This is a genomic window from Haloarcula salina (genome assembly GCF_049603855.1).
Taxonomy (GTDB): Archaea; Halobacteriota; Halobacteria; order Halobacteriales; family Haloarculaceae; genus Haloarcula; species Haloarcula salina_A.
Genome location: NZ_CP187146.1, coordinates 2,446,397 through 2,472,378 on the forward strand (window position 1 = coordinate 2,446,397; position 25,982 = coordinate 2,472,378).

Genomic DNA, 25,982 nt, shown 5'->3' on the forward strand with positions numbered 1-25,982 from the left:
ACGAGACCAGGACGCTCCATGTTCGAGACACACGTCGACGCGCTGTACCTCTGGGTCGGCCTGAGTGCGGTGAGTGTCGCCGTCCTCGGTGTCGTCGTCGGACTACCGACGACCGCGCCGCCGAACGCGACGGCGACCGCAGCGACTATCGACGAAGTGGCGACGAGTCCGCCCGGGTCGGTCGAACAGCGACGGCTGCTCGCAGACGAGTGGGCGCTCGAAGCCGGAGCACTCCGCCTTCGCAACGACGGGGGAACGGCACAGGTCCGACTGACGCAGGACGCGATCACAGCGGACTCTGACCGACTACGCGCCGTGCTTGACGGGACCGCGCCGGCGAGCGTGTACGACTCGCGCGACGCCTTCCGTGCGGACCTCGCTCGGGCGCGAGCACAGAACACGACGTGGCGGCCCGCGCCCGAGCGGCTGGCGATCAGGCACGTCGCCTGGGGAGGGATCGATGTCACGCTCGTCGGATAGGGCGACGACGGAACCGCTGGCGGCGCTCGTCGCGGTCTTCGCCGTCGGTGTCGGACTGTCGCTGTACGCGGGCGTTCTCGACGACGCATTCGGCTCGCTGGAGCAGGACCGCATCGTCGCCGCACCGACGGCAGACGCCGTCGAACAGCGCCTGTCGTCGGCTGGGGTGGTCGACCCGGCGCGAACCGACAGCGCTCTCGACGCACTTCCAGCGGGCTACCGCGGAAACGTCACGGTCTCCGTCACCGACGCTGGTCGGTGGAGTACCGGACCGACACCGCCGGCTGGGGCCGACAGCGACACACGGATCGTGAGCGTGCGCGTCGCCCCGGGGACGGTCCGTCGCGGACGGCTCCGGGTTCGGGTGTGGCGATGATGCGGGCCACGAGCGCCGTCGCCGACGTGACGGTGTTCCTCCTGCTCGTCGGGGCGGCCACAACGGTGATCCTGAGCGGCGCGAGCGCCGAGCACCCGCCGGCGGCGAACCCGGCCGCCGACCAGGCGTCGATGCTGGCCGCGAGCACGGCCCATGTCTCGTACAATCTGACCGTTCCGGATACCGACGATCGGCTGCCGCCCGAACACGCAGACAGGCACCGGCGGACGGCTCACGGAACCGTCGCGCAACTCCTCGGCGAAGCGGCGATGAGCAACGTGACCGTCGACGGAACTCGGATCTCGACCGCAGGCACTGGCTTCGAGTCCGCGGTACGGTCGACCGCGCGCGACCGTCTCGGCAGTCCGGGACGGAAGACGTCGGTCCGCGTCAGGTGGGAACCGTACCCCGGCGCACCGATCAGCAGCGAGTACCGCGTGGGAGACCGTCCGCCTGCCGACGCGAACGTGCGAGCGGCGACCGTGACGGTTCCGAGCGGGATGGAGAACGCCTCCGCTGCGGCGCGCTCGGCGGCGGTCTCGCGCGGGTACGACGGGGTCGCGACGGTCGTCGCCCGTTGCGTCGTCGACGGCCTGTTCCCGCCGGACCGGACGCGGTACGCGCTCCGGGGAGACTACCCCGCCGACGTGTTGATGCAGGCGCGCTACGAGCGCACGGCCGAACTGACCGGGACGACCGTGGCTCCCGAGCACCAGTCGACCAGCACGATGAACCGGAGGCTGACCGCGGCGCTGGCGCGGCAGTTGCGCGTCGATATGCGGTCCCGGTTCGACTCGCCGGTGGCCGCCGCCCGCGCCGTCCGGGCCAGCGAGATCCGCGTGACGGTCAGGACGTGGTCGCCGTGACGCGTGGTGGACGGACGGGCCTCACCGTGATGGACGACACTCGCGGGCGGATTCCGTTCGCGCTGCTGGGCGTGCTCTTGCTCGTGAGTAGCCTCACGCTGGCCCCCACGTTCGTCGGCGACCCTGTTCCGACCGACACCGCCGTCGAGCGAGCGCTGGACCGGGCGACGGCCGAGACGCAGAGCGCCGTCCGGAGCGGCGTCGCGACGGCCGGTCGGCGGGCGGCGGCGAACCCGGTCGTCACGCCCGCCGACACACCTGCGGGCCGAGTGCTAAACGAGTCGACGCCGTTCCGCGACGCGCTTCGGATTCGTACCTACCTTCGGGTCCGCGAGCGACTGAAAGAGGTCTCCCATCGGAGCGGGGACGTGACCGTCTCTGCCAGCCTCCCGCAAGTCTCGAACGCGAGCGACCTCCGGTCGGCGAAGCGCCGCGTGTCGGTCGCACGGGCCGGCGCGAACGAGACGGCGATGCGGGCGACGGTCGACGACGTGCTGTTGACCGTGCGACGCCACGGTCGCGTCGTCGCCGAGCGGCGCGTCTCGCCGACGGTCGTCGTCCCGACACCGGCGCTCATGCTCCACGACCAGGCGTCGACCTATCAGACGAAACTGAACGCCTCACTCGCGCACCCGGGACTGAGCCAACGCCTGACCGCGCGGCTCTATCCGATCGCGTACGCCAGAGGATACGCACAGTACGGCGGTGCGGGCATCGAGAACGTCGTCGCGAATCGCCACGTCTCGCTGGCGGCCAACGGCGCGCTGCTCGGCGTCCAGCGGTCGACCTTCGGTCGGAGCGATCCGGCCGGTCGCCGTGCGCTGACCGAGGCGACGGCGATGACTGGCGTCGAGGACCTCGTCCGGGGGAGCAACGGGTCAGCCCTCGCCGGCGAGGTGCTGAACCACGCCGAGTACAGGCCCGTCAGCGAAACGCCGGTCCGTCAGCACTCGCCGGGACGGCCCGGTGCGGGCGACTCGATGACCGTCGGCGTCAACGACACCTCCGACACGGTGTTTCGGACCGTCGCCGCACCAGACGCGCTCAACGAGACGCTCGCAGACGCCTACACCGTCGAAGTGGCGCTGGAGACCGAGCGGGAGCGGGTCGGCGGCGGTCGGCCGGCGAAGCCGCCGTCACCGGGCGCGAACTGGACGCTCGTGAGCCAGCGGACCACCATGTCAGTGGACGCCGTCGAGAACGACACCGGGTCAGTTTCCCCACCCGACGGGTGGCACGCGCTCGACTCGTTCGGCCGCGTCGTCGAGCGACGGTACCGACGGACCGCCGTCTGGGAGAACGCAGGGATGCGTCGGCGGACCGCGGCGACGAGCACCGCGCGCTACCACGTGGCCGTCACCGTCGTCGGTCGCCATCGCGATCGGTCGCCCGCACCGAACCGCTCGATAGCGACGGCCCACGACGCGAGCGCGAGTCCGCTCGGCGGGCCGAACCTCGCGGACGTGGCGGGGAAGGCCCAGACGCGACTCGTCGGCAGTGCTGGCGGCCGGGACCGGATCGCCGAGCGCGTCGTCAGCGGCGCGCTCGAACGCACGAACGGGACCGTCACGGCCGACCGACCGCCGGGGTTGTCCGCGTGGGTGTACCGTGACCTGATGGGCCTGCGCGAGCGCGTCCGGGGCACGAACGTCACCGTCGAGCGTGGGAAGGTCGGAACGTTCGAGGCGAATCCACCGAAGCGGCTCCGGAACCGACTCAGAGCGCGCCGCGACGGACTCGCCGACGTGCCGGCCACCTACGACAGCGCCGCCCAGAAAGCGCGCGTCGCGGCCCGCCTCGCGTATCTGGACGCGGTCGACACGGAACTGTCTCGACAGGCCGCCGGGCGAGCGGAGAGCGAGCGGAGCGTCAGAGACCGAGTCGCCGCGGAGACGGAGGGATCGCTCCGCGAGCTCCGGCGCGGGCTGACCGCACGCGAGACGCGCGTGGCGCGCTCTCGTCCGGTCCCGGTCGGACCGTCCGGGCCGGTTCGGACGCGCGTCGACGCCCGGACGCCGTACCTGCCGCTGGCCGAACTCGACGAGCGCCGGTATCGAGCGCTGAACGGGAGCGAGCACCCGCTCGTGGCGCGGAACGTGAACGTGTTCACCGTCCCGTACGGCGACGCAGCCGAGGCCGTGATCGGGTCAGTTCCGGGACCAAGTCACCGCGTCAGGCTCTCGTCCGCCGCGACGACGCTCGCCGCCGCGAACGCGACGCTGCACAACGAGTCGAACGCCACGCTCGCGGCGAAGCGAAAGCGGCTCCGAGCGCAGGTGCGTCGGTCGAACGCCGAGCTCGCCACCGCGATGCGGCGGACGGTCGCAGCGGAGACCGGGGCCGCCAGCGACAGCGGCATCGTCGCCGACGCGCTATCTCGGTGGGACAGCCCCGCGGCACGAGCGCTGGCGCTGACCAACGGGTCGGCTCCCGATCAGGTCGCTCGCCTGGCCGGACAGCGGCGGAACCTCACGCGGACGGAACGGGACTGGCTCCGTCTGCAGTTGCGCGCGGCCATCAGCGCACCGGAGACGGTCCCGACCGCAGCCGCGGCGAACGGAACGGCCACAGCCGCCCGCAACGTGGCTCACGGCCAGGCGACGCAAGCGCTCGCCGACGCCGGCCGGTCGAAGCTCGAACAGCGCGTCAACGAGAGCATCGACGTGGACGGACTTCCAGCCGGCCTGCCGCTCGGCCCGCCGTGGACGGCCCGGTTCGCGACGGTCAACATCTGGTGGGTCACGGTCCGCGGGGAGTACGCACGGTTCGCGGTCACCGCGAGCCACGGTCCCCCCACGGAACCGGGTGCACAGACCACGTACGCCCGCGACGGGAGCGAAGTCACGCTCGATGTCGACGGCGACGGGACGGCGGAGACGCTGGGGACCGCCGACCGAATCTCGTTCAGGGCTGACACCGGCGTCGTCGTGGTGGTCCCGCCGAAGCCACGCGGCGTCGGCGACAAAGACGGGACCGCCGTCGAGGAGTCCGGTGGGTGGCCGACCGCGGGCGACTGAGAGGGACAGCAGTCCGTCTACGGGACATACCCGAAGTAAAATACCCCGGGGCCATACCGACGCCCATGCTTAGAGGCGAGTTTCCCGAGGCGGGAGAGCAGTCACCCGAGGCGTTGCTCGCGGCCTACGCGACAGTACTGGGCGAGACGGTCGACTCGGTCGGCGTCGACGCTGTCGTCGAGTCGTCGGGACTCGACCGCAGCGTCGTGGCGGCGTTCGCCGACGGCGACGTCGCCGACCGGACGCTGGAAGAGGCGGTCGCCGTACTGGCGACCGACCCCGACCGACCCGACGCCGACGCGCTCCAGGCGGAGGCCCAGGACATCCTTCTGATGGGGATGACGACGGCCGTGATGGACGTCGAGTCGCTGGCGTCCGATCTCGACGACCGACTGGAGCCCAAGGAGATCCAGCAGAAGATCGAGGGCCGGTTCCCGATCACGCTCGAGGAGTACGCCACGCTCCATAGCCACATCGAGGGAGAGACGCGGTGACGGCGAGCGTCGCCATACTCGGCTGTGGCTACGTCGGCCTCGAACTCGGCAGGCAACTCTGCGACGACCACGAGGTCGTCGGCGTCCGTCGCTCGGAAGAGGGGGTGTCACGAATCGAGGATGCTGGCTTCGAGGGCGTTCGCGCCGACGTGACCGACCCGGACTCGCTGTCCGCCGTCCCGGACGCCGACTGGCTCGTCTTCGCCGCGAGCTCCGGCGGCAGGGGGGCCGACGCCGCCCGAGAGGTGTACGTCGAGGGGCTGGAGACGGCCGTCGACCACTTCTGGTCGCGCTCGGACGCACCGGAGCGCCTGGTCTACACGTCGAGCACCGGCGTCTACGGCGACCACGACGGCGCGTGGGTCGACGAGGAGACACCGCTCGACCCACAGACCGAGAAGACCGAGGTGCTGGCCGAAGCCGAGCGCGTCGCCCGCGAGCGGCCGACTGAGTACGGCGGCCACGGGGCCGTGGCACGCTTCGCCGGACTGTACGGCCCGGACCGATACCGGCTGGAGCGGTACCTGGAAGGCCCGGTGACCGCCGGCTACCTCAACATGGTCCACCGGGACGATGCAACTGGCGCGGTCCGCTTTCTGCTGACCGAGGACCGCCGCGAGGAGGTCGTACTGGTCGTCGACGACGAGCCCGTCGAGAAGTGGGCCTTCGCCGACTGGCTCGCCGAGCAGTGCGACGTGCCGTTTCCGCCCAAGCAGACCACCGAAGAACGACTGGACGACCCCGACCTCTCCGAGACGGCGAAGCGGCGCATCCAGACGAGCAAGCGCTGTTCGAACGACCGACTGCGGTCGCTGGGCTACGAGTTCGCGTACCCGACGTTCCGAGAGGGATACCGGGACGCGATCCAGAACTACCGGCAATAGTATCTCCTTTTTGGGGAACTTTGATAACAACAGGCCGGGGAAGGGCGTGGTATGAGACGCGTTGCCGCCGGCGGGTTACAGATCGACGCCGCCGCGGCGTACGCCATCGAGAACCCCCTGTTGGTCGCCGGCGTCGTCGCCGCGTTGGTCCTCCTCGTCGGTGCCGGCGTCTGGCTCTACCGGTACCTCGGCCGGACGCCCGGTGAGCGACTGCGGCGAGCGCTTTCGGACTACGACCGACTCGCGGTGTTGATGCACCCCAACCCGGACCCAGACGCGATGGCCTCGGCGCTCGCCGTCGACCAGCTCGTCGCGGGCACTGACACGTCGGTGTCGCTGCTGTACTCCGGCGAGATCCGCCGCCCGGAGAACCGCGCGTTCCAGACCGTCCTCGACCTGGACTTCGACCGGATCGAGAGTGTCGACGACGTGGACGCGGAGGCCGTCGTGCTCGTCGACCACAACCGCGCACGGGGCTTCCCGGGTGCGGAACAGATCGATCCCGTGGCCGTGGTCGACCACCACCCCGGCGACGGCGAGGGCGAGCGCTTCACCGACGTGCGGACGGACTACGGGGCCTGTGCGACCATCCTCGCGAGCTACTTCAACGAACTCGAGTTCGAGTTCACCGAGTCACAGACCAACGGCGAGATAGACATCGACGCGGCCCCGGCAGATACCATCCCCACCGCGCTCGCGACGGGGATGATGTACGGCATCCAGTCGGACACCCGCTCGCTGACCAACGGCTGTACGTCCTCGGACTTCGCGGCCGCCGCCTTCCTCTACGACGGGATGGACGGGGACCTGCTCAACCGCATCGCCAATCCCCAGGTCGACGCCGAGGTGCTCGACGTGAAGTCGCGGGCGATCACGAACCGGGAGGTGCGCGCGCCCTACGCGTTCAGCGACGTGGGCGATGTGTCGAACACGGACGCCATCCCGCAGGCGGCCGACGAACTGGAGACGCTCGAAGGCGTCTCGGCGGTAGTCGTCGTCGGCGAGAGCGAGGGGAGCATCCGCGTCGCCGGCCGGTCCAGAGACGACCGAGTCCACATCGGCCGGGCCATCGAGGCCGTCGTCGACGACATCCCGATGGCCGAGGGCGGCGGCCACGCTCGGATGGGCGGTGGAAAGGTCCCGATCGAACACATGGCCGGCCTCGGGCCGAGCGACGGCGTCTCGCGCGAGGAGTTCAAAGAGCGCGTGTTCGCCGCGATGGCCGGCGAGCTGTAGGGAATCTCGGGCCTTTTGTCGCTCGCCCGCCAACGGCCGGTATGGCCACACGGGAGGCGACCTGGGCGTACCGGGACGACCACGACGAGTTCGCGCGCACCTTCTACCGCCGGTTCGGCGACGGCGTCGTCTCCAGCATCGGCGTCGGCACGTACCTCGGCGACCCGACGGACGAGCGCGACGCGAGCTATCGCGATGCCATCGCGACGGCGCTCGAATCAGGGGTCAACGTCGTCGACACGGCGATCAACTACCGCCACCAGCGCTCCGAGCGGGCCGTCGGTGAGGCTATCGAAGACGCCGACGTGGACCGCGAGGCCGTCGCCGTCGCGACGAAGGGCGGGTTCGTTCCCTTCGACGAGGACCGGCCGGACGACCCCGGCGCGTTCGTCCGGTCGGAGTACCTCGACACCGGCCTCGTCGACCGCGAGGACCTCGTCGCGGGCCAGCACTGCATCGCGCCGGCGTTCGTCGACGACCAGCTCGACCGGTCGCTCGACAACCTCGGGCTCGACACCGTCGACCTCTACTACGTCCACAACCCCGAGACGCAACTGAAGGCGAAGTCCCGCGACGCGGTGTACGACCAGCTCGAAGCGACCTTCGAGCGACTGGAGGGGCGCGCGGCAGCGGGCGACCTGCGCCACTACGGGGTCGCGACGTGGGAGGCGTTCCGCGTGCCGCCGGACCACGATAGCTACCTCTCGCTCCCGGAGGTGGTCGAGCGCGCTCGTTCGGCGGCGTCGACCGTCGGCAACGCGGCGACCCACCTCCGGGCGATTCAGCTCCCGTTCAACGTCGCGATGGCCGACGCGTTCACCGTCGCGGCCCACGACGGAGCCGAGGGACCCCAGTCGGCGCTGTGGTTCGCCCACGAGGCCGGCCTGGACGTGTTCACGAGCGCCTCCATCATGCAGGGGAAGCTGGCCGCCGAAATCCCCGACGACGTAGCCGCACGGCTCTCGGGGGAGACGAGCGCACAGCGCGCCATCAACTTCGCGCGGAGCGCGCCGGGCGTGACCTGCTCGCTGGTCGGGACCGGTTCGGTCGAACACGCGAGAGAAAACGTCGACGCGGGCCGGTACGAACCGCTCGGCGCGGACGCGTTCGACGCCGTCTTCGAGTAGCTATCCGAGCTCCTTCCACTCGCTGCCGCACTCGGGGCAGACCCGGACTTTCCCGACCTCGTCGGGGTCGTTGTCCGTCGCGAGCGGCTCGTCGCAGGCGGTACAGGAGAGTCGACCGTAGTTGTCCTTCTCGACGTCGCCGGCCCGCAGGGCCTTTCGCACTGAGTCCATACCTGACTCTGTGCCACCCGCGAGTAAAAACCCCGTGGGGGAGTTTCGGAACGTTGTTCACGGATTCCGGAGTACGACCGCCCGTGTCTCGCCGCCGCGTCTTCGGATCGCTGCTTGGGATGGTGTTCGTCATCAACCTCGCCAGAGTCGTGTTCGCGCCGCTCATCGAGCCCATCAGGGCGACGACGGGCGCGACCGACGCGACGCTCGGCCTGCTCGCGACGATGGCCTGGGCCGGCAGCGCGCTCCCTCGCCTCCCGACCGGTGTCCTGTTGACCCGCATCTCGCGAGCGAAGGCCATCTTCGGGTCGGGTATCGTGTTGACGCTCGGAACGACGGTGGCGGCGCTGGTGGTCGAGCCGCGGCACCTGCTGGTCGGCGCGTTCGTGATGGGGCTCGCGAGCGGCGTGTACCTCACGGCGGCGAACACGCTGGTCAGCGAACTGTTCCCGAGCCGACCCGGGCGCGCGCTCGGCGGGCACGGCGTCGCCGCCCAACTGGCCGCCGTCGGCGCGCCCGCACTTGTCTCGTTCGTGCTCGTCGTCGGCACCTGGCGGACGGCGCTCCAGTGGATGGCGGTCGCGGCCGCGGTGATGACCGTCGTCTTCACGCTCGTTGCGCGGCGCGTCGACCTGCCCGAGGCGGGCACCGAGGACCGCGACCTGCTCGGGGCGGCCCGCGCCCAGTGGCACATCATCGCCACGAGCGTCGCCACTATCGGCGTCGCCGGGATGACCTGGAACGGCCTGTTCAACTTCTACGTGACCTACGCCACGAGCGTCGGGCTGACCGCGGGCCAGGGCCGGACGCTCCTGCTCGTGGCGTTCGGGGCCGGCATCCCCGCGTTCTACGTCAGCGGCCGGGTGGCCGACCGCCTCCCGTCGGTGCCGTACCTCCTCACCATCCTGACGGCGTTCACCGGCTGCGTGCTGGCGCTGCCGTCGATGACGGAGTTCTGGTCGCTGGCCGCGTTCAGCGTCGTCGTCGGCTACGTCATCCACAGCCTCTTTCCTGCGATCGACACGTACCTGCTTGGCTCGCTCCCGGACCGCCACCGCGGGAGCGCCTACGCGACCTACGGAGCCGGGATGATGCTGTTTCAGGCTCCCGGGAGCGCGCTGATCGGGACCCTCCTCGACCGGGGCGTCGCGTTCCCGACCATCTTCCGCTGGCTTGGCTTCGCGCTGCTGGCGGTCCTGCTCGCGCTCGTCGCGCTCCACCTTGACGACCGTCTCCCGCGGGCGGCCGAAGCCTAAAGGCTGAAGCCCCTCGACGCCGCGTGACCAGTATGGACCTGACGCCGGACGAACTCGCCGGCGTGGTCGACCTCTTCGGGTCGCTCACGCGGGCGGAACTCCGGTCGGCCCGGGACGAACTCGCGTTCAAGCGGGGCGTCGAGGCCGACCCGGACGACTTCGAGGCGACGGTCGACGACGCAATCGCCTCGTATCACCTCGTCGCCGTCCCGGACCACCACGCCGACGCCGACGAGCCCCTGCTGGTGGTCGGCCCGGTCGCGTTCCCCGCACTGCCAGAGGGCGCAGCGGACCTGCCACACATCATGGACGTGCCGCCGCGAGACCTCTCCCGTGAAGCCGTCGTCGAGGCCGTCAAGTCGCGCTTCCGCGACGACGCGGTTGTGGCCGTGAAGGTGGGCAACGACGACCGGATACGGACGCTGCTCGACGTGAGCTACGACATCGAGGCGTGGGAGGACGTCGACATGGACGGCCTCCGGGACCGGCTCGACGACGTGTGAGCCGACCGGCGGACGCGACCGCCGTGTCGCTGGCGACCCACCCGAATTAAGGCCGCCCGTTGCCTACGACGTGGTATGGAGTTCGACCGGGTGGCGGCCCACGAGCCGGTCACCGTGGAAGACGAGCCGCGGGAGGCGGCCGTCGTCGTTCCGGTCGTCAGCCGCGCCGACGGCGAGTCGATCCTGTTCACGAAGCGGGCCGACCACCTGCCGGACCATCCCGGGCAGATGTCGTTCCCGGGCGGCGGCTACGAGCCAGAGGACGATGACCTGCTCCAGACGGCACTTCGGGAGGCCAACGAGGAGATCGGACTCGACCCGATGGCGGTCAACGTCGTCGGCCGCCTCGACGACATCCGGACGATCACGCGGTACTCGGTCCGGCCGTTCGTCGCGCGAATCCCGGACCGGACGTACCAGCCGTCGGACGAGGAGGTCGCGGAGGTCGTGACGCTCCCGGTATCGGAGCTGACCGACCGCGACAACTACGAGTCCGAGCAGCGCGACCACCCCCACTACGGCGAGATTCGGCTCCACTTCTTCTACGTCGACGGCTACACCGTCTGGGGGGCGACCGCGCGGATGCTCGTCCAGTTGCTCGAACTCGCGACGGACTGGAACGTGCCGCCAGAGCCGGACCGCTACACGGGCCCGGACGACGACCTGCCGCCGAGCGTGCGCGACGAAGTGCAGTGACCGGCGGCGGACGAGAACGACAGGAATTTGGGACCCCGGTCACTTGCTAGGCTAACTGAATGACTTCGCTCACGGGCCCGCGACTCGCCGCGGCCGGCATCGACGCGGTGGCGCTGAAACCGACCGAGGTCGACGTGTCCAGCGCGGTCGACCTCGACGTAGACACCCTCGCCATCGACTACGAGGGAGCCGACCACGTGCCGGCCCCGGAGACCGTCGAGCGGCTGGCCGACCACGCAGACGTGCGCGTCACCACGCCGGTCCGGGCCGAGGGCTACGACCCGCTCGACGACGCGAGCGCGGTCGACCGGCTCCCGGCGAGCGCGAAGCGCGTCCTCGTCGCCGGCCACAGCGCCTACCTCTCGGACGAGGAGGCCGGCCGCGCCGTCGCGCCGCGACTGCGCGCCGCCGCCGACGAGACAGACGACCCGTGGGTCGGCACGGAAGGCATCGAACGGCTCGCGCTCGCCGTCGGCGGGACCCAGTACGAACTCCTCTCGCGGACGACGGCCCGCGACGTGCGGACGCTCCGGACGGCGGGCTTCGAGGACGAGATCGCGGTGTACGCGCCGCTTGTGCTCTCGACCAGCGAGGACGCGGTGCTGGACGCCGTCGGCGACTACGCCGCCCGACGCGCGCCGGTCCGGAAAGCGCTGCCCGAGGGCGCGCCGACCGACAGTCGCGCGACGGGGCGCGCCCGCGACGTACTGGCCCAGGCCGTCCGTGACTACGCGCTCGTCGGGTCGGCCGAGACGGTGGCCGAGCGAACCGAGCGACTGCACGACATCGGCGTCGACACCGTCGTCGGCTACCCGGCACGCGGGCTGGAGCCCTTCCTCCCGTAGATGACCGCCGTCGCCGTCGTCGGCGGCGGGGCCGTCGGCCTGGCGACCGCCGGTGCGCTCGCGCGCCGCGGCGCGTCGGTGACGGTGTTCGAGCGAGACGAACTCGGAAGCGGTGCGACCGGGCGCGCGGCTGGCATCTGCTACGACGCGTTCGCCGACGACGTGGACGCGAGCGTCGCCCGGGCCGCGCTCGCCCGCTACCGCGACCTGGACCTGTTCGAGCCCCGGCCGTACGTCTGGGTGGCCCGCGACGCTTGCGACGCGCGGGCGGTCCGCGAGCAGGTCGACCAGATGCGGGCGAACGGCGTGGCGGTCGAGACGCTGTCGCCGGCGGCGCTCGGCGAACGCTATCCCGCGCTCGTCACCGACGGCGTCGAGGTCGCGGGACTCGCTCGCGATGCCGGCCTCCTCGACCCCGAGCGCGTCGTCTCGACCCTCGCCGACTGCGCCCGCGAGGCCGGCGCGACCATCGAGACCGGAACGGCGGCGTCGCTCGCGTCCCCGACGACGGTCGAGACTGGCGGCGAGACGCGGGACTTCGACGCCGTCGTCGTCGCGGCCGGCCAGGCGACCGCGCCGCTGGTCGCGACCGTCGGCGTCTCGCTCGCGGTGAAGCCCTACCGGGCGCAGGCGATGGAAACCGATCCGGTGGCCGCCGAACTGCCGTCCTTCTACGACGCGACGGCCGAGTTCTACTGGCGTCCGAACGGCGACGGCCTGCTCGTCGGGAACGGGGCCCACGAGGTCGACCCGACGGACTGGAGCCGCGACGCGGACCCGGAATTCGTCGAGCGGAGTCTGCAGCGCGTCGTGCGGGCGACGACGCTCGACCCGGAGTGCGAACGGTCGTGGGCCGGCCTCTGCACCGCGACGCCGGACGGCGACCCCCTCGTCGGCCGGGTCGGCGACGGCCTCTGGGTGGCGACCGGGTGGCAGGGCCACGGCCTCATGCGCGCCCCGGCGATTGGCGAGTACCTCGCGGCCGACGTGCTCGACCGCCCGAATCCGCTCTCAGAACACCTGCCGGGCCGCGTCGACCCGGAGCGGTTCGACGGGTCCGAGGAGTTCACGGCGCTCGGTGATCCGACGCGCGACTGGTGAGTGATAATACAGCGTGAGAAAACGTAAACAGCCGCTCAGTCGTCGGTCTCGTCGGTCGCATCGTCGGCTCCGTCGATGGCCTCGACGTCTTCGGTGGCCACGGTCACGTCGGTCTCGTCACTCGATTGCTCGATCGACTCGGCGGCGTCGGCGTCGTCGTCCTCGGCGTGCTCGGTGGATTCGTCCGCGTCGTCCTCGACGGCTTCGTCCGCTTTCGGGACGCGGACGTGGAGCGTCCCGTTGCTCTTGAGCGTCGCCCGGGCCGTCTCCGGGTCGACCTTCGCGTCGCCGGGGAGGGTGACGCTCCCGTCGAGCGACAGCCCGCGACCGGGATACCGCATCTCGAAGCCCTCGTAGAACTCCCGGAAGCGGTCGACGCGGATCTCGACGCGGTCGTCGACGTAGCGAACCTGGATGTCGGAGGCGGTCGCGCCCGGGGTGTCGAAGACGACGAGGTAGGCGTCGTCGGACTCCAGCAGGTCCGACGGCAGGGACGTGTTCTCCTGGACGCGGCTCGCGGCCCGCCCGATGTTCTCGAAGATGGCGTTGCCGATGGACGACCCGATGTCACGGATCATAGCTCGATTTCGTCCAGACACTCGGTCCCGCCGCAGTACGGACACGAGAACGCCGCGAGTTCGACATCGTCCGGCATGTCGTACGTGTAGTGCATCTCGAACATGTCGAGTTCGCAGTCGCCGTCCGTGCAGACGACCTCCATCGTGGCTGGCATAGTGTTCCGTTGGTCCGTCGCGGACAAACCCCTTACGGACGGGGCGAGGCCCCAGCCGAGTCTCGCGGCGCGACCGGTGCCGGTGAACGCTGGAAACGGTCGGACCGCTACGTCCCAACATTGATATCGGCTCCATCGAACTGGCAGGTATGTGTTCACTGGTCCTCGGTGTGGACTTCAGCGGTGCGGCGGCCGCCGGCGACGCGCTCTGGGTCACCGAGGCGACGCCGACGGCCGAGGGATTGCGTGTCGAGGACTGCTACCGCGGGACCGACCAGTGGGGCCGCGACCGGGAGGCGACTCACGCCGGCCTGGTCGACCGCATCGCCGACGACGAGGTCGATGCAGTCGGTCTCGACTTTCCCTTCAGCCTCCCGCAGGCACTGCTCGACGCCCAGTGTGGCGGTTCCTGGTCGGGATTCGTCGACTGGGTGGCGAGTGCCGGCGGACCGGCCGACCCCGAGTCGCTGTCGGAGGTCTGTCGACACACGGCCGAGATGACCGCTGGGAGCCGCGACGTCCGCCGGGAGACGGACTTCCGCCGGGGCGCGCTGTGTCCGTACACCAACCGCACCCGGAGCATGACGTTCTACGGCGTCCGCGACGTGCTCGGGAAGCTTCGAGACGACGACGCGACGGCCGTGATTCCGATGCAGGATGGGGACGCCGACACGGTGGTCGCGGAGGTGTACCCCGCAGCGACCTTCGGCTGGCTGGGGTGCTACCGCGAGGGGTACAAGGACGCCGACGGCGCGCGGCCGCGCCGGGAGGCCAACGTCGCGGCGGTCGAGGCCTGTAGCGTCGCGCTGAGCGAGCACCGCGATGCGTACCTCGACAGCCACGACGCGCTCGACTCGCTGGCCGCTGCCGTCTCCGCCGGCCGCCTCGCCGACGGAGTCGCGCCGCCGCTGTCCGGGCCCCAGAGCGAGGGGCACATCTACGTCTGATCGCGACGCTGCGGGCGCGACCGAGCCGCCGGGACGGCTGCGACGAAGCCCGCCATATTTCAGTTTCCGCGCCAATGGCCGTCTATGCCCGACGACCACGGCGGCTTCGAGGGCGTCCGTGAGAACGTCGACGGCCACCCGATGGTCTCCCTCGTCGGGTACGCGTCGCCGTACTGGCTCCGGCTGACCGTCGGCGTGCTGGCGGCGTTTTGCACCCGCTTCGCCCGCCTCGTCCCGCCGATCATCGTCGCCGCGGCCATCGACCGCGTCGTCCTGAACAGCGGGAGGCCGGGGCTGCTGACCGACGCGGGCCTGTTGCCGCCCGGCGAGATCACCGGCGAGGCCGCCCGCATCGCCTTCCTCCAGCGGCTCGTCGCCATCGCGGCCATCGCGTACCTCGTCCGGTCCGCGACCCGCTTCGGATCGCGGTACCTCCTGCAGTCCAGCGCCCAGAAGATCCAGCGTGACCTGCGAAACGACACCTACGACCACCTCCAGCATCTCTCGCTGTCCTTTTTCGCGAACCACCAGACCGGCGGCATGATGTCGATACTCAACAGCGACATCAACCGGCTGGAGTCGTTTCTCAACACGGAGTTCCGACAGCTCATCCGGGTGGTGGCGACCGTCGGGGGCATCGCCGTCGTCCTCTACACGTACTCGCCGACGCTGGCGCTCATCGCGCTCGCGCCGGTTCCGATCATCGGCGTGGCGAGCGGGTTCTTCCTGACGTGGATCGAGCCGCGGTACCGCTCGATCCGACAGACCGTCTCGCGGCTCAACACCCGCCTGGAGAACAACCTCAGCGGCGCGGCGGTCATCAAGGCCTTCGACCGCTACGACTTCGAACGGCGGCGCGTGACCGAACAGAGCCAGACCTACCACGACGAGAAGGTCGCCGCGCTGCGCGTCCGCCGGGCCTTCTTCGCCGGGCTCCGCCTGCTGACCGGCGTCGTGTTCGTCCTGATTCTCTACGTCGCGGGCATGGACTTCGTCACCAGCCCCGACGGCGAGGCGGCGCTGTCAGCGGGCGCGTTCACCGCCTTCTTCCTCTACATCCGACGGCTGTACTCGCCGATGCGCCGCGTCGGCAAGTCGGCGAACAAGTACCAGCTCGCCAAGTCCAGCGCCGAGCGCGTCTTCGGCCTGCTGGGCCAGGAACCGGAAGTCACCGACCCGGCGGACCCGTACGAGCCCGAGCACGTCGACGGCTCGGTCGGGTTCGACGACGTGACCTTCGGCTACGGCGACGAGCCGCCGGTCGTCAGGAACGTCTCGCTCGACGTGCCCGCCGGGGCGACGATCGGGCTGGCCGGGCCGACCGGGGCCGGGAAGTCCACCCTGCTGAAACTGCTGCCCCGGTTCCACGACGTGGACGAGGGGGCCGTCCGCGTGGACGGCGTCGACGTGCGCGAGTACGGTCTCCAGGCGCTCCGTCGCGACATCGCCGTCGTCGAACAGCAGCCGTACCTGTTCTCCGGGACCGTCGCCGAGAACATCGCCTACGGGGACCGCGACGTGCTCGACGCCGAGCAATCGGACGACGAGGCACGGGACGCCGGATGGGAGACGGCCCGCGACCGCGTTCGCGAGGCCGCTCGCGCCGCCCAGGCCCACGAATTCGTCAGCGACCTGCCCGACGGCTACGACACGCAGATCGGCGAGCGCGGGGTCAAGCTCTCGGGCGGCCAGCGCCAGCGGGTCGCCATCGCCCGCGCGCTGCTGAACGACCCCGAAATCATCATCTTCGACGAGGCGACCAGCGACGTGGACACGGAGACGGAGGACCGCATTCAGGAGAGCATCGAGCAACTGGTCGCAGACCGCACCGCGTTCGTCATCGCCCACCGGCTGTCGACGATTCGGGACGCCGACCGCATCGTCGTGATGGACGACGGCGAGATCGTCGAGCGCGGGACGCACGACGACCTGCTCGCGGCCGACGGCGAGTACGCCGACCTCTGGTACGCACAGGCCGACGACCGTGCGGTCAGCGCCGACGACTGAGCCGTCCGACAGACAGTTCGCTTGGTCGACACTTCCTTGACGCCGGCACTCGTGAGTTTCGCACATGGTATCCGAACCGCCGGCGCTGGGCCGCGTCCGAACGGTCGCCCATCTGCTCGACGAGAGCGTCCGCGTCCCCGGCACCGGCTTTCGCGTCGGTCTCGACCCGCTGCTGGGCCTCGTCCCGTTCGTCGGCGACGTCCTCGCCACGCTCTGCTCGCTGTACATCGTCGCCGAAGCCGCCCGCCTGGGCGTCCGCAAGCGAACGCTCGTCAGGATGCTGTTCAACGTCGCGCTGGACACGCTGGTCGGGAGCGTCCCCTTCGTCGGCGACTTCTTCGACGCCTACTGGAAGGCCAACGTCAAGAACGCGGCCCTGCTGGCCGCGGCGCTCGACGTCGACGACTGAGGCCGACCAGACACGGTTTTGAGTGTCGAGCGACAAGCGACGGGTATGACTGACCCCGAGACGCTCGACGTGACCATCGTCGACGGCTACGTCGACGAGCCAGCACACTTCGGGGTCCCGCCGTACGTCTCGACGTACCCGCGGTACGCCGCCGGCGCGCTGGTCGACGCCGGCGTCCCCCGCGAGCAGATCACGTACCACACCATCGACGAACTCCGCGAGGAGAACCGGTACTGGCGTGACGTGGAGGACGCGGACCTGCTCGTGTACGTCGGCGGGATGACCGTGCCCGGCAAGTACGTCGGCGGGACGCCGGCCGAGCCTGACGAGGTGCGAAAGCTCGCCTGGACGGCGAACGGCACCTCGCTGATGGGCGGTCCCGTCCGCTTCGGCGTCGGCGAGGCCAACGAGGGCGCGAGCGAGACGGCGCGCGACGACCTGGACTTCGACTTCCTCGCGATGGCCGACGTGGAGGCCGCGGTGTCCGACCTCGTCGGCTCCGGGCTGGAGGGGTTCAACGACCGCTACCGCTCGGTCGAGGAGGAGACCCGCTGGGCCCGCGCCGGCGCGTTCGTCGTCGAACAGCACCCGAACCACCCCGACTACCTCATCTGCGAACTGGAGACCTCGCGGGGCTGTCCGTACCGCTGTTCGTTCTGCACGGAACCGATGTACGGCGACCCGGACTTTCGCCCGCCGGAGAGCGTCGTCGACGAGGTGGACGCCCTCTCCGACCACGGCGTCGGGCACTTCCGGCTGGGCCGGCAGGCCGACATCCTCGCCTACGGCGGCGACGGCGAGGCCCCGAACCCAGACGCGCTCCGAAAGCTCTACGGCGGTATCCGCGAGGTGGCCCCGGACCTTGAGACGCTCCACCTCGACAACATGAACCCCATCACGGTCGTGAAGTGGCCAGAGAAGGCCCGCGAGGGGATCCGCATCATCGCAGAGCACAACACGCCCGGCGACACCGCCGCCTTCGGACTCGAGTCGGCCGACCCGAACGTGATGAGCGACAACAACCTCAACGTCACCGCCGACCAGTGCTTCGAGGCGGTGAAGATCGTCAACGAGGTGGCCGGCTGGCGACCCGGAGGAGATGCGGATACTGCTCCGAACTTCGGCGACGACGCCGCCCGTCGGCTCCCGAAGCTCCTGCCGGGTATCAACCTCGTCCACGGGCTGAAAGGTGAGACGAAAGAGACCTTCGAGCACAACAAGCGGTTCCTCCAGCGCGTCTACGACGAGGGGCTGATGCTCCGCCGGGTGAACATCCGGCAGGTGATGGCCTTCGAGGGGACCGACATGGCCGACACCGGCGCGGAGATCGCCCGCGACCACAAGAAGCTGTTCAAGCAGTACAAGCGCGAGGTCCGCGAGGAGATCGACAACCCGATGCTCCAGCGGGTCGCGCCGCCGGGGACCGTCCTGCCCGACGTGCACCTCGAGTACCACCAGGACGGCAAGACGTTCGGCCGGCAACTGGGGACCTACCCGCTGCTGGTCGGCATCCCCGGCGAGCGCGACCTCGGGCGGACCATCGATGTGGCCGTCACCGACCACGGCTACCGCTCGGTGACCGGCGTCCCGTACCCGCTCGACCTCAACAGCGCGTCGATGGCCGAGCTGGCGACGCTCCCGGGCGTCGGCAAGAGCCGCGCCGGCGACATCCTCGTCGGCCGGCCGTACCAGACGGTGGGCGAAGTCGGCGACGACCTCGCGAAGTTCGCGACGGCGCAGTCGCCCGAGGGAGCGGACTGATGGCTCCGTGTCCGGGCGGGGCGATTTCACCCGGGACCGGCGGTTCGGCCCGAACAGAAGGTACTTTTGTGTCGGTCTCGCAACCATAGAGCAATGAGCTCCGGCGTCGAGGTGAGCGTCGTCCTCCCCGCCTACAACGAGGCGGACACCATCGAGCAGACGGTCTCGATAACGCTTGAGACGCTCGGCGACTTCCTCCCCGAGGGGGCGTACGAGGTCATCGTCGCGGAGGACGGCTGCGCTGACCGGACGCCGGAGATCGCGACGCGGCTCGCCCGCGAGGACGACCGCGTGCGCCACATCCACAGCGACCAGCGCCTCGGTCGCGGCGGGGCGCTCGAGTACGCCTTCGAGCGGGCCGACGGCGAGACGCTGGTGTACTTCGATACTGACCTGGCGACGGACATGGACCACCTGCAGGAGCTCGTCGACGCGATCAGAGTCGAGGGCTACGACGTGGCGACGGGCTCGCGCTGGCTGCCCGAGAACCGCGCCGACCGCCCGGCCAAGCGCGGCGTCCCGAGCTTCGGGTACAACACGCTCGTTCGGACCGTGCTCCGGTCCGACCTGAAAGACCACCAGTGCGGTTTCAAGGCCTTCGACCGGACGGCGCTTGAGTCACTGTTGCCCCGCGTGCAGGACGAACACTGGTTCTGGGACACTGAGCTGCTCGTCAAGGCCCAGCGCGACGGCTACCGGGTCAAGGAGTTCCCGGTCGACTGGACGCCCAAGGGCGATTCGAAGGTCGACATCGTCAGGGACGTCTTCGGTATGGGCAGTCAGGTCCTCAGGACCTTCTGGGAACTGTCGGTCAGCCCGCGTATCACGCGCGAGGTGTCGCTGGGCGCGGGGACGATGCTCGTCGTCCTCGCCTTGCTCCTGATGACGCAGTACCTGAACCCCGAGCGAGTGCTCGTGGAGATGGCCGGCGCGGCCCCGGGGGTCGTGGCGCTCTCGGCGGTCGTCTACGCCGTCTCGTGGCCGCTTCGGGGCCTCCGCTACCGGGACATCCTCGTCTCGATGGGGTATCGAGAGCGCTGGCAGTTCCTTACCGGGGCGATCTTCATCAGCCAGACCGGGAACCTCGTGTTCCCCGCACGGGCTGGCGACGCGGTCAGGGCCTACGTCGTGAAAGCACGCCGCTCGATTCCCTACCCCAGCGGCTTCGCGTCGCTGGCCGTCGAACGCGTCTTCGACCTGCTGACAATCACGCTGCTCGCCGGCGTCGTCATGATCGGGCTGGCCGCGACGGGATCTGCCGGCGAACTGCTGTCGGCGCTCTCGGGCGGATCGGTCGGCGGCGACGCGGCCAGCAGCGGTCGGACGGCCGTCGCGGTGGCCGGGGCGGTCGGTCTCGCGGCTATCGCAGCGGTCGCCGTCATCGTCGGCAGCGCGCGCACGGATCGGAACTTCGTCCGCGCGGTCGTCGGCCGCCTGAGCGACGACTCCTACGCCGACTACGTCGCGGGCGTCGTCGAACGGTTCGTCGGCGACGTCCAGACTGTCGCCGCGGACGGGCCGGCCTTCGCCCGCGTCGGCGCGGGCAGCCTGCTCATCTGGACGCTCGACGTGGTCACGGCGCTGATCGTCTTCGAGGCCTTCGGCTACGGGCTGACGCCCTCGCTGATCGCCGTCGGCTTCTTCGCCGTCAGCGTCGGGAACCTCGCGAAGGTGCTGCCGCTGACGCCCGGGGGCATCGGTCTCTACGAGGGCGCGTTCACCGTCATCGTCGCGTCGCTGACGCCGGTCGGCGTCGCCGCCGCCCTCGGCGTCTCCATCGTCGACCACGCGGTCAAGAACGGCGTCACCATCGCCGGGGGACTGGGCTCGATGGCCTGGCTCAACGTCTCGCTGACGACGGCGGTCGAGGAGTCCCGGCGGGCCGACGCCGTGGAACCGGAGACAAACGACTGACGGACCGCTGCAGTGGCGAGCACCGGAACGGTCGATTTCGGGGAGTCACCGCCGAACTGACGGAGCTGGTTTGCGTGAGCGCGTCAGCGAGCCGTGAACCCTCATCATTGTTACTTTAATCGGCATGGGTGAGTGCCCCAAACGTACGTCTCGTGACGTGTGCGGTCGTTCTCTGATCGGATACCGAAACCGTTTAATAACTTTCGTTGGAACACAGTATTACCGACTGCCTCCGGGTTTTACGACGTATCCTACCCGGTGAGCACCCGCCTTCGCAACCAATGAGCGAACACACACTGACGCGACAGCAACGTGAGGAACAGACGGAGTCGACCGAATCGACCGAATCGACGGCTTGTCCCGAGTGCAGCGGCTCGCTCGTCATCGACGACGAGCACGGCGAGACGGTCTGTGAGGACTGCGGCCTCGTCGTCGAGTCGGACGAAATCGACCGCGGTCCCGAGTGGCGCGCGTTCGACTCCAGCGAGAAAGACGAGAAATCCCGCGTCGGCGCGCCGACGACGAACATGATGCACGACAAGGGACTGTCGACCAACATCGACTGGCGCGACAAGGACGCCTACGGCAACTCCCTGTCGGGCAAGCAGCGCCAGAAGATGCAGCGCCTCCGCAAGTGGAACGAGCGGTTCCGGACACGGGACTCCAAGGAGCGCAACCTCAAGCAGGCCCTCGGTGAGATCGACCGCATGGCGAGTGCTCTCGGCCTGCCCGAAAACGTCCGCGAGACCGCCAGCGTCATCTACCGCCGCGCGCTCGACGAGGACCTGCTTCCCGGCCGCTCCATCGAGGGCGTCTCGACGGCCTCTGTGTACGCCGCCGCGCGACAGGCGGGCGTCCCGCGCTCGCTCGACGAGATCACGGAGGTCTCCCGCGTCGAGAAGAGCGAGATCGCGCGGACCTACCGCTACGTCGTCCGCGAACTCGGCCTCGAAGTTCGACCCGCCGACCCCGAGAGCTACGTGCCGCGCTTTGCCTCCTCGCTCGAACTCTCCGACGAGGCCGAGCACCGCGCCCGCCAGCTGCTCCAGAACGCCAAGGAACAGGGCGTCCACTCCGGGAAGTCGCCGGTCGGCCTCGCCGCCGCCGCCGTCTACGCCGCCGCGCTCCTGACCAACGAGAAGACCACGCAGGCCGCCGTCTCCGAGGTCGCCGACATCTCCGAGGTCACCATCCGCAACCGCTACCACGAACTGCTGGAAGCGGAGCAGGACCTCCCGGTCGCGTGATAGCGCTCCGCACGTAGAATCAGGGGTGATAACTGCGGAGGTACGTTTACTGCGGTGGCGTTGTTTTCTCCGGCAAATGGGTTTAGATTCGGACGAAACCGGTCAGCAACTGGCCGGCGAGACTGACGTATCTGTCTCCGATATCGGAACAGCGATCGACGAACTGCTGCACACGTCTGAGGACGTCTCCCAGAGCTCACAGGAGATCAGCGAACTCGCACACGACCAGTCCGACACGATGCGCGAGGTCGCGAGCGAGGTCTCGAACCTCTCGGCGACCGTCGAGGAGGTCGCCTCCAGCGCGAGTCAGGTCCGTCAGGTCAGCGACAGGGCGCGCGACCTCGCCGACGAGGGCCGTGAGGTGGCAGACGACGCCATCGACGCGATGGAGTCCGTCGACGAGGCCAACACCGACGTGGCCGAGGACGTAGAGCAACTCCGCGACCGCATCGACGAGATCGATGACATCGTCGAGGTCATCAACGACATCGCAGACCAGACGAACATGCTCGCGCTCAACGCCTCCATCGAGGCCGCTCGCGCCGGAGAGGCCGGCAGCGGATTCGCCGTCGTCGCCAACGAGGTCAAGAGCCTCGCGGAGGAGTCCCAGCAGAACGCCACCGAGATCGAACAGCTCGTCGCCAACATCAAGGCCGACACCGAGGACACCGTCTCCAGCATCGACCACGCGAACGACGAGGTCGAGGAGGGCATCGGGCAGGTGCGCCGGGCCGTCGAGATCCTGCGTGACATCGACGACGCGGTCAAGGAGGCCGCACGGAGTGCCGAGGAGGTCGCGTCCGCGACGGACGAGCAGGCCGCCTCGACCGAGGAGGTCGCCAGCATGATCGACGAGACGGCCGACAGCGCCGAGCAGGTGGCCGACGAGATCGAACAGATCGCGGCCGCCAACCAGCAGCAGACGGCGAAGATCAACGAAGTGCAGCGCGAACTCGACGAGCAGTAACCGCAAGACTAGAGTCGGTCCCTCCGCTGGGGACCGGTATGGAGACGACACACCGGGTCCACACCGGTGACGCCCGCGACCTGCCGCTCCCGGACGACAGCGTCGAACTCGTCGTCACGTCGCCCCCGTACCCGATGATCGAGATGTGGGACGACATCTTCACCGACCTCGATCCCGCTGTCGGGGACGCGCTGGACGACGGCGACGGCGACCGCGCGTTCGCGCTGATGCACGACGTGCTCGATGCGGCCTGGGCCGAACTGGCGCGCGTGCTCGCGCCCGGCGGCATCGCCTGTATCAACGTCGGCGACGCGACGCGCTCGCTCGACGACGGCTTCCGTTCGTATCCCAACCACGCCGAAATCACGGACCGGCTGACCGACCACGGACTGCGCGCACTGCCGGACATCCTCTGGCGGAAACCGACCAACAGCGGTGCGAAGTTCATGGGCTCGGGCATGGTCCCACCCAACGCCTATCCGACGCTCGAACACGAGCACATCCTCGTGTTCCGCAACGGCGAGCGCCGCCGCCTCGAACCCGGGGCGGACCGACGCTACGAGAGCGCGTACTTCTGGGAGGAGCGCAACGAGTGGTTCTCGGACCTCTGGGAACTGCCCGGTGAGACCCAGACTATGGACGACGGCCTCCGGGACCGCTCCGGTGCGTTCCCGCTGACGATACCCTACCGGCTCATCTCGATGTTCTCGGTGTACGACGACACCGTGCTCGATCCGTTTCTCGGCACCGGGACGACGACGCTCGCGGCCATGGTCGCCGGTCGGCACTCCGTCGGGGTCGACCGCGACCCGGACCTGCTGGCGGCGCTGGACCGGCGGGTCGCCGACGCCCCCGAGCGCTCCCGGTCGGTCGCACGCGAGCGTCTCGACGCCCACCGGGAGTGGGTCGAGCGCCGCCGCGCCGACGGCAAGGAGCCGGGCTACGAGGCCGAACACTACGACTTCGCCGTGAACACGAAACAGGAGCGGCGCGTCCGCTTCTACGCCGTCGAATCGGTCGAGGCCACCGACGAGGGCTTTCACGTCGTCCACGAACCGGTCGAGTGAGCCCCTGGACCACCGAGCGCTGCAAGCGTGCGAAACTGACGGACGCCGCCCGGAATCGGCGGGTCGGAAGATATAGGGGCGTGCGAACCGGACCCGGGGAGTATGACTGATTCAGGGCGCAAGCGCCCGCTGCTGGCGGTCGTGCTTGCGTTCATCTTTCCCGGGCTCGGACACTTCTATCTCCGCAAGTGGGGGCGGGGACTGCTGTGGCTCGGACTCACGCTCGCAGTGTCGACCCTCCTCGTCGTAAGCGGGATCGTCCCGATGCTCGACGAGTTCACCACGGAGGCAGTTCTTGCGGCGTACCGGGCGCGACCGCAAGAGGCGACTATCGCCTCAGTCGTGATCTCGACGCTCAACGTCGCCGACGCCTACTGGGTGGCCATCAGAGAGAACCGGTCGCAGGAAATCGAGTCGGGCAGGAAGTGCCCCAACTGCGGGCGGGAACTGGACCAGGACATCGACTTCTGTCACTGGTGTACGACGCGGCTGGAACCGGTCGAGGCGGACGGGCAGTAGCTTTCCACCGAGTAGCGGCCGTCGAGTCTACTTCTCGATGATGCTCTCTTCGATCTTCTCGCCGAAGTGCGTCGCCGTGTCCTCGTAGTAGACGAGGATCTCGTCGCCGGGTTCGAGGTCGGTGACGGCCGTGCGCCCGTCGCGCGTGTGGACCTTGATGGTCTCCGCGTTCTGCAGCAGCGTCTCGATGCGGTCGCCGTCCTCGGTCTCGGCCTGCACCCGGAACATCGGGCGCTTCTCGATCTTCGCCCGGCCGACGATGGCCTCGCGGGTGCGCCCGTTCGCGTCGACGATCTGGACCTCGTCGCCGGACTGGAGCTCCGAGAGGTACTTCGTCCCGCCGTCGGGGGTGCGGACGTAGGCGTGGACCGCGCCGGCGTTGACCCGGAACGGCCGGGAGGCGACGTAGGGCGACTCGGCCGTCTCCGCGTGGACGAAGAACAGGCCGCGGGCCATCGACCCGACGAGCATCCCCTCGTCGTGCTCCATGAGATTGCCCGTATCGATGCAGACGCGGTCGGCGGAACCGGTCTGTTCGATGGCGGTCACCTCGGCGTACTGGAGGTCGAGCGACTCGCGACCCATCTCGTCGCGGACCTCGACGGTCCGCCTGATCTCGTCTACGTCGTCCGTGTCGAGCAGGACGCCGTCCGCGCCGTGTTCCAGCGTCTCGTAGGCCGTTCGGGCGTCGTCGGCGGTCTTGACGCCGGTGATGAGGTCCGTCTCGTCGCCGACGCGAGCGATGAGGTTCTCCAGCGGAATGATCTGCCAGTCCTCGCCGATCACGATGGTGAAATCGGCCTCGGCGGCGACCGCCTCGGCGAAGGCCTCGTAGTCCTCGTCGAAGATGCGGACGTAGCCGCCGTCGGGGGACGCGCCGTTCTGCCGGAGCGAGGAGAGGTCCGCGGAGCCGGAGAAATCGGAGGGGAGATCGACTGTGCCGTCGCCCTCGCCGTCTTTCCCGACGATTGTTGCGTCGGCATTCGACTCCTCGGCCTCGGCCTCCATGACGTGGACGTCGCCGTTGGTGAACGCGGCGATGTTGATCGCGCCGAGTTCCGAGACGCGCTCTACGTCGCCCTCGTCGACGAGGACCCAGTCGACGCCGGCCTCGATACCGGCGGTGATTCGTCGCTTTCGTGTCTCCCAGTCGCCGACCTCGCTGTCGGCTTTGAGCCACACGCTTCGTGTCATACCCCCACGTGTGCGACGGTGGGGCTTGAACGTGGCGGACCCGGCGTCGGTCGCTCGTTTCCGCCTTCCGACGGCGGGCGCGCGACGGGGTACCGCGACCGTCCCGCCCCAGTCAAAAGTTAGCAGAAATCGGGGTAATTTCGTTCGAAAAACAAATTCTATCTG

At 69.6% G+C, this 25,982-nt stretch carries 26 protein-coding genes; 22 read left to right on the plus strand and 4 right to left on the minus strand.

What is annotated here, in order from left to right:
* The first annotated feature begins 18 nt into the window (after positions 1-18).
* The 8 genes from ACOZ4I_RS12570 to ACOZ4I_RS12605 all read left to right on the plus strand — a co-directional run bounded on the left by ACOZ4I_RS12570 (position 19) and on the right by ACOZ4I_RS12605 (position 8,480).
* Positions 19-480, plus strand: a complete 462-nt coding sequence (locus ACOZ4I_RS12570) for a DUF7283 family protein (protein WP_424000034.1) — start codon at positions 19-21, stop codon at positions 478-480.
* Entirely contained in the window at positions 461-856 is a 396-nt protein-coding gene (locus tag ACOZ4I_RS12575) for a DUF7285 family protein (RefSeq protein WP_424000036.1), read from the plus strand. Before ACOZ4I_RS12570 ends, ACOZ4I_RS12575 begins: the two co-directional genes overlap by 20 nt.
* Entirely contained in the window at positions 853-1,722 is an 870-nt protein-coding gene (locus ACOZ4I_RS12580) for a DUF7284 family protein (protein ID WP_424000038.1), read from the plus strand. The genes ACOZ4I_RS12575 and ACOZ4I_RS12580 overlap by 4 nt, the downstream gene beginning before the upstream one ends.
* A 29-nt stretch (positions 1,723-1,751) precedes the next feature.
* Complete coding sequence (locus ACOZ4I_RS12585) at positions 1,752-4,739, plus strand: DUF7286 family protein (protein ID WP_424000040.1); 2,988 nt, start codon at positions 1,752-1,754, stop codon at positions 4,737-4,739.
* 65 nt (positions 4,740-4,804) lie between these two features.
* Entirely contained in the window at positions 4,805-5,233 is a 429-nt protein-coding gene (locus ACOZ4I_RS12590; RefSeq protein ID WP_424000042.1) for a DUF5791 family protein, read from the plus strand.
* Entirely contained in the window at positions 5,230-6,117 is an 888-nt protein-coding gene (locus ACOZ4I_RS12595) for an SDR family oxidoreductase (RefSeq protein WP_424000044.1), read from the plus strand. The genes ACOZ4I_RS12590 and ACOZ4I_RS12595 overlap by 4 nt, the downstream gene beginning before the upstream one ends.
* Positions 6,118-6,168: 51 nt before the next feature.
* Complete coding sequence (locus ACOZ4I_RS12600) at positions 6,169-7,353, plus strand: DHH family phosphoesterase (protein WP_424000046.1); 1,185 nt, start codon at positions 6,169-6,171, stop codon at positions 7,351-7,353.
* A 41-nt stretch (positions 7,354-7,394) separates the two neighbouring features.
* On the plus strand, positions 7,395-8,480 hold the full coding sequence (locus ACOZ4I_RS12605) for an aldo/keto reductase (protein WP_424000048.1): 1,086 nt from the start codon (positions 7,395-7,397) through the stop codon (positions 8,478-8,480).
* Here the strand turns inward: ACOZ4I_RS12605 and ACOZ4I_RS12610 are convergent, their stop codons facing one another.
* Positions 8,481-8,651, minus strand: coding sequence for an HVO_0758 family zinc finger protein (locus ACOZ4I_RS12610; protein ID WP_424000050.1), 171 nt, complete (start codon positions 8,649-8,651; stop codon positions 8,481-8,483).
* Between the two features lie 119 nt (positions 8,652-8,770).
* On the opposite strand from ACOZ4I_RS12610, the gene ACOZ4I_RS12615 reads away from it, so the two are divergent.
* The 5 genes from ACOZ4I_RS12615 (at position 8,771) to ACOZ4I_RS12635 (ending at position 13,052) form a co-directional block, all read left to right on the plus strand.
* Positions 8,771-9,907: an MFS transporter gene (locus tag ACOZ4I_RS12615; protein WP_424004806.1), complete on the plus strand. Its 1,137-nt coding sequence runs from the start codon at positions 8,771-8,773 to the stop codon at positions 9,905-9,907.
* Positions 9,908-9,939: 32 nt separating this feature from the next.
* Positions 9,940-10,410: a DUF7109 family protein gene (locus tag ACOZ4I_RS12620; RefSeq protein ID WP_424000052.1), complete on the plus strand. Its 471-nt coding sequence runs from the start codon at positions 9,940-9,942 to the stop codon at positions 10,408-10,410.
* A gap of 75 nt (positions 10,411-10,485) precedes the next feature.
* Positions 10,486-11,106 (plus strand): NUDIX hydrolase, encoded by a 621-nt coding sequence (locus tag ACOZ4I_RS12625; protein WP_424000054.1) that lies wholly within the window; start codon positions 10,486-10,488, stop codon positions 11,104-11,106.
* Between the two features lie 59 nt (positions 11,107-11,165).
* Complete coding sequence (locus ACOZ4I_RS12630; RefSeq protein ID WP_424000056.1) at positions 11,166-11,951, plus strand: DUF7388 family protein; 786 nt, start codon at positions 11,166-11,168, stop codon at positions 11,949-11,951.
* Positions 11,952-13,052, plus strand: coding sequence for an NAD(P)/FAD-dependent oxidoreductase (locus ACOZ4I_RS12635; RefSeq protein ID WP_424000058.1), 1,101 nt, complete (start codon positions 11,952-11,954; stop codon positions 13,050-13,052).
* Positions 13,053-13,087: 35 nt separating this feature from the next.
* Here the strand turns inward: ACOZ4I_RS12635 and ACOZ4I_RS12640 are convergent, their stop codons facing one another.
* Positions 13,088-13,630: an Hsp20/alpha crystallin family protein gene (locus ACOZ4I_RS12640; protein ID WP_424000060.1), complete on the minus strand. Its 543-nt coding sequence runs from the start codon at positions 13,628-13,630 to the stop codon at positions 13,088-13,090.
* The gene (locus tag ACOZ4I_RS12645; RefSeq protein ID WP_424000062.1) at positions 13,627-13,785 is read right to left on the minus strand and encodes a DUF7559 family protein; all 159 of its coding nucleotides are present in this window, start codon (positions 13,783-13,785) and stop codon (positions 13,627-13,629) included. The genes ACOZ4I_RS12640 and ACOZ4I_RS12645 overlap by 4 nt, the downstream gene beginning before the upstream one ends.
* A 149-nt stretch (positions 13,786-13,934) precedes the next feature.
* Here ACOZ4I_RS12645 and ACOZ4I_RS12650 point away from each other — a divergent pair, with 149 nt between their 5' ends.
* The 9 genes from ACOZ4I_RS12650 (at position 13,935) to ACOZ4I_RS12690 (ending at position 24,623) form a co-directional block, all read left to right on the plus strand.
* Positions 13,935-14,732: a DUF429 domain-containing protein gene (locus ACOZ4I_RS12650; protein WP_424000064.1), complete on the plus strand. Its 798-nt coding sequence runs from the start codon at positions 13,935-13,937 to the stop codon at positions 14,730-14,732.
* An 84-nt stretch (positions 14,733-14,816) separates the two neighbouring features.
* The gene (locus ACOZ4I_RS12655; protein ID WP_424000066.1) at positions 14,817-16,739 is read left to right on the plus strand and encodes an ABC transporter ATP-binding protein; all 1,923 of its coding nucleotides are present in this window, start codon (positions 14,817-14,819) and stop codon (positions 16,737-16,739) included.
* Positions 16,740-16,803: 64 nt separating this feature from the next.
* Positions 16,804-17,148 carry a DUF4112 domain-containing protein gene (locus ACOZ4I_RS12660; protein ID WP_424000068.1) on the plus strand — a complete coding sequence of 115 codons (345 nt, stop codon included), beginning with the start codon at positions 16,804-16,806 and terminating at the stop codon, positions 17,146-17,148.
* A 45-nt stretch (positions 17,149-17,193) separates the two neighbouring features.
* Positions 17,194-18,909, plus strand: a complete 1,716-nt coding sequence (locus ACOZ4I_RS12665) for a radical SAM protein (RefSeq protein WP_424000070.1) — start codon at positions 17,194-17,196, stop codon at positions 18,907-18,909.
* Positions 18,910-19,002: 93 nt separating this feature from the next.
* A complete protein-coding gene (locus ACOZ4I_RS12670) occupies positions 19,003-20,823 on the plus strand; it encodes a flippase-like domain-containing protein (RefSeq protein ID WP_424000072.1) in 1,821 nt (606 codons plus the stop codon).
* Between the two features lie 281 nt (positions 20,824-21,104).
* Entirely contained in the window at positions 21,105-22,070 is a 966-nt protein-coding gene (locus ACOZ4I_RS12675; RefSeq protein WP_424000074.1) for a transcription initiation factor IIB, read from the plus strand.
* Positions 22,071-22,146: 76 nt separating this feature from the next.
* Positions 22,147-23,037, plus strand: coding sequence for a methyl-accepting chemotaxis protein (locus tag ACOZ4I_RS12680; protein ID WP_424000076.1), 891 nt, complete (start codon positions 22,147-22,149; stop codon positions 23,035-23,037).
* Between the two features lie 38 nt (positions 23,038-23,075).
* Positions 23,076-24,104, plus strand: coding sequence for a DNA-methyltransferase (locus ACOZ4I_RS12685; protein ID WP_424000077.1), 1,029 nt, complete (start codon positions 23,076-23,078; stop codon positions 24,102-24,104).
* A gap of 102 nt (positions 24,105-24,206) precedes the next feature.
* Positions 24,207-24,623, plus strand: coding sequence for a DUF6677 family protein (locus ACOZ4I_RS12690; RefSeq protein ID WP_424000079.1), 417 nt, complete (start codon positions 24,207-24,209; stop codon positions 24,621-24,623).
* Positions 24,624-24,650: 27 nt separating this feature from the next.
* On the opposite strand, the gene ACOZ4I_RS12695 is transcribed toward ACOZ4I_RS12690, so the two are convergent.
* Positions 24,651-25,817 (minus strand): 3-dehydroquinate synthase II, encoded by a 1,167-nt coding sequence (locus tag ACOZ4I_RS12695; RefSeq protein ID WP_424000081.1) that lies wholly within the window; start codon positions 25,815-25,817, stop codon positions 24,651-24,653.
* Between the last annotated feature and the right edge of the window lie 165 nt (positions 25,818-25,982).

Excerpts from the sequence above, each read along its gene's own strand:
- ACOZ4I_RS12685 (WP_424000077.1), top strand. The coding sequence starts at position 23,076 with ATGGAGACGACACACCGGGTCCACACCGGTGACGCCCGCGACCTGCCG.
- ACOZ4I_RS12665 (WP_424000070.1), top strand. The coding sequence starts at position 17,194 with ATGACTGACCCCGAGACGCTCGACGTGACCATCGTCGACGGCTACGTC.
- ACOZ4I_RS12600 (WP_424000046.1), top strand. The coding sequence starts at position 6,169 with ATGAGACGCGTTGCCGCCGGCGGGTTACAGATCGACGCCGCCGCGGCG.
- ACOZ4I_RS12605 (WP_424000048.1), top strand. The coding sequence starts at position 7,395 with ATGGCCACACGGGAGGCGACCTGGGCGTACCGGGACGACCACGACGAG.
- ACOZ4I_RS12675 (WP_424000074.1), top strand. The coding sequence starts at position 21,105 with ATGAGCGAACACACACTGACGCGACAGCAACGTGAGGAACAGACGGAG.
- ACOZ4I_RS12640 (WP_424000060.1), bottom strand. The coding sequence starts at position 13,630 with ATGATCCGTGACATCGGGTCGTCCATCGGCAACGCCATCTTCGAGAAC.
- ACOZ4I_RS12570 (WP_424000034.1), top strand. The coding sequence starts at position 19 with ATGTTCGAGACACACGTCGACGCGCTGTACCTCTGGGTCGGCCTGAGT.
- ACOZ4I_RS12610 (WP_424000050.1), bottom strand. The coding sequence starts at position 8,651 with ATGGACTCAGTGCGAAAGGCCCTGCGGGCCGGCGACGTCGAGAAGGAC.
- ACOZ4I_RS12655 (WP_424000066.1), top strand. The coding sequence starts at position 14,817 with ATGCCCGACGACCACGGCGGCTTCGAGGGCGTCCGTGAGAACGTCGAC.
- ACOZ4I_RS12670 (WP_424000072.1), top strand. The coding sequence starts at position 19,003 with ATGAGCTCCGGCGTCGAGGTGAGCGTCGTCCTCCCCGCCTACAACGAG.
- ACOZ4I_RS12645 (WP_424000062.1), bottom strand. The coding sequence starts at position 13,785 with ATGCCAGCCACGATGGAGGTCGTCTGCACGGACGGCGACTGCGAACTC.
- ACOZ4I_RS12680 (WP_424000076.1), top strand. The coding sequence starts at position 22,147 with ATGGGTTTAGATTCGGACGAAACCGGTCAGCAACTGGCCGGCGAGACT.
- ACOZ4I_RS12625 (WP_424000054.1), top strand. The coding sequence starts at position 10,486 with ATGGAGTTCGACCGGGTGGCGGCCCACGAGCCGGTCACCGTGGAAGAC.
- ACOZ4I_RS12690 (WP_424000079.1), top strand. The coding sequence starts at position 24,207 with ATGACTGATTCAGGGCGCAAGCGCCCGCTGCTGGCGGTCGTGCTTGCG.
- ACOZ4I_RS12615 (WP_424004806.1), top strand. The coding sequence starts at position 8,771 with ATGGTGTTCGTCATCAACCTCGCCAGAGTCGTGTTCGCGCCGCTCATC.
- ACOZ4I_RS12590 (WP_424000042.1), top strand. The coding sequence starts at position 4,805 with ATGCTTAGAGGCGAGTTTCCCGAGGCGGGAGAGCAGTCACCCGAGGCG.
- ACOZ4I_RS12620 (WP_424000052.1), top strand. The coding sequence starts at position 9,940 with ATGGACCTGACGCCGGACGAACTCGCCGGCGTGGTCGACCTCTTCGGG.
- ACOZ4I_RS12650 (WP_424000064.1), top strand. The coding sequence starts at position 13,935 with ATGTGTTCACTGGTCCTCGGTGTGGACTTCAGCGGTGCGGCGGCCGCC.
- ACOZ4I_RS12585 (WP_424000040.1), top strand. The coding sequence starts at position 1,752 with ATGGACGACACTCGCGGGCGGATTCCGTTCGCGCTGCTGGGCGTGCTC.
- ACOZ4I_RS12580 (WP_424000038.1), top strand. The coding sequence starts at position 853 with ATGATGCGGGCCACGAGCGCCGTCGCCGACGTGACGGTGTTCCTCCTG.
- ACOZ4I_RS12695 (WP_424000081.1), bottom strand. The coding sequence starts at position 25,817 with ATGACACGAAGCGTGTGGCTCAAAGCCGACAGCGAGGTCGGCGACTGG.
- ACOZ4I_RS12575 (WP_424000036.1), top strand. The coding sequence starts at position 461 with ATGTCACGCTCGTCGGATAGGGCGACGACGGAACCGCTGGCGGCGCTC.
- ACOZ4I_RS12635 (WP_424000058.1), top strand. The coding sequence starts at position 11,952 with ATGACCGCCGTCGCCGTCGTCGGCGGCGGGGCCGTCGGCCTGGCGACC.
- ACOZ4I_RS12660 (WP_424000068.1), top strand. The coding sequence starts at position 16,804 with ATGGTATCCGAACCGCCGGCGCTGGGCCGCGTCCGAACGGTCGCCCAT.
- ACOZ4I_RS12630 (WP_424000056.1), top strand. The coding sequence starts at position 11,166 with ATGACTTCGCTCACGGGCCCGCGACTCGCCGCGGCCGGCATCGACGCG.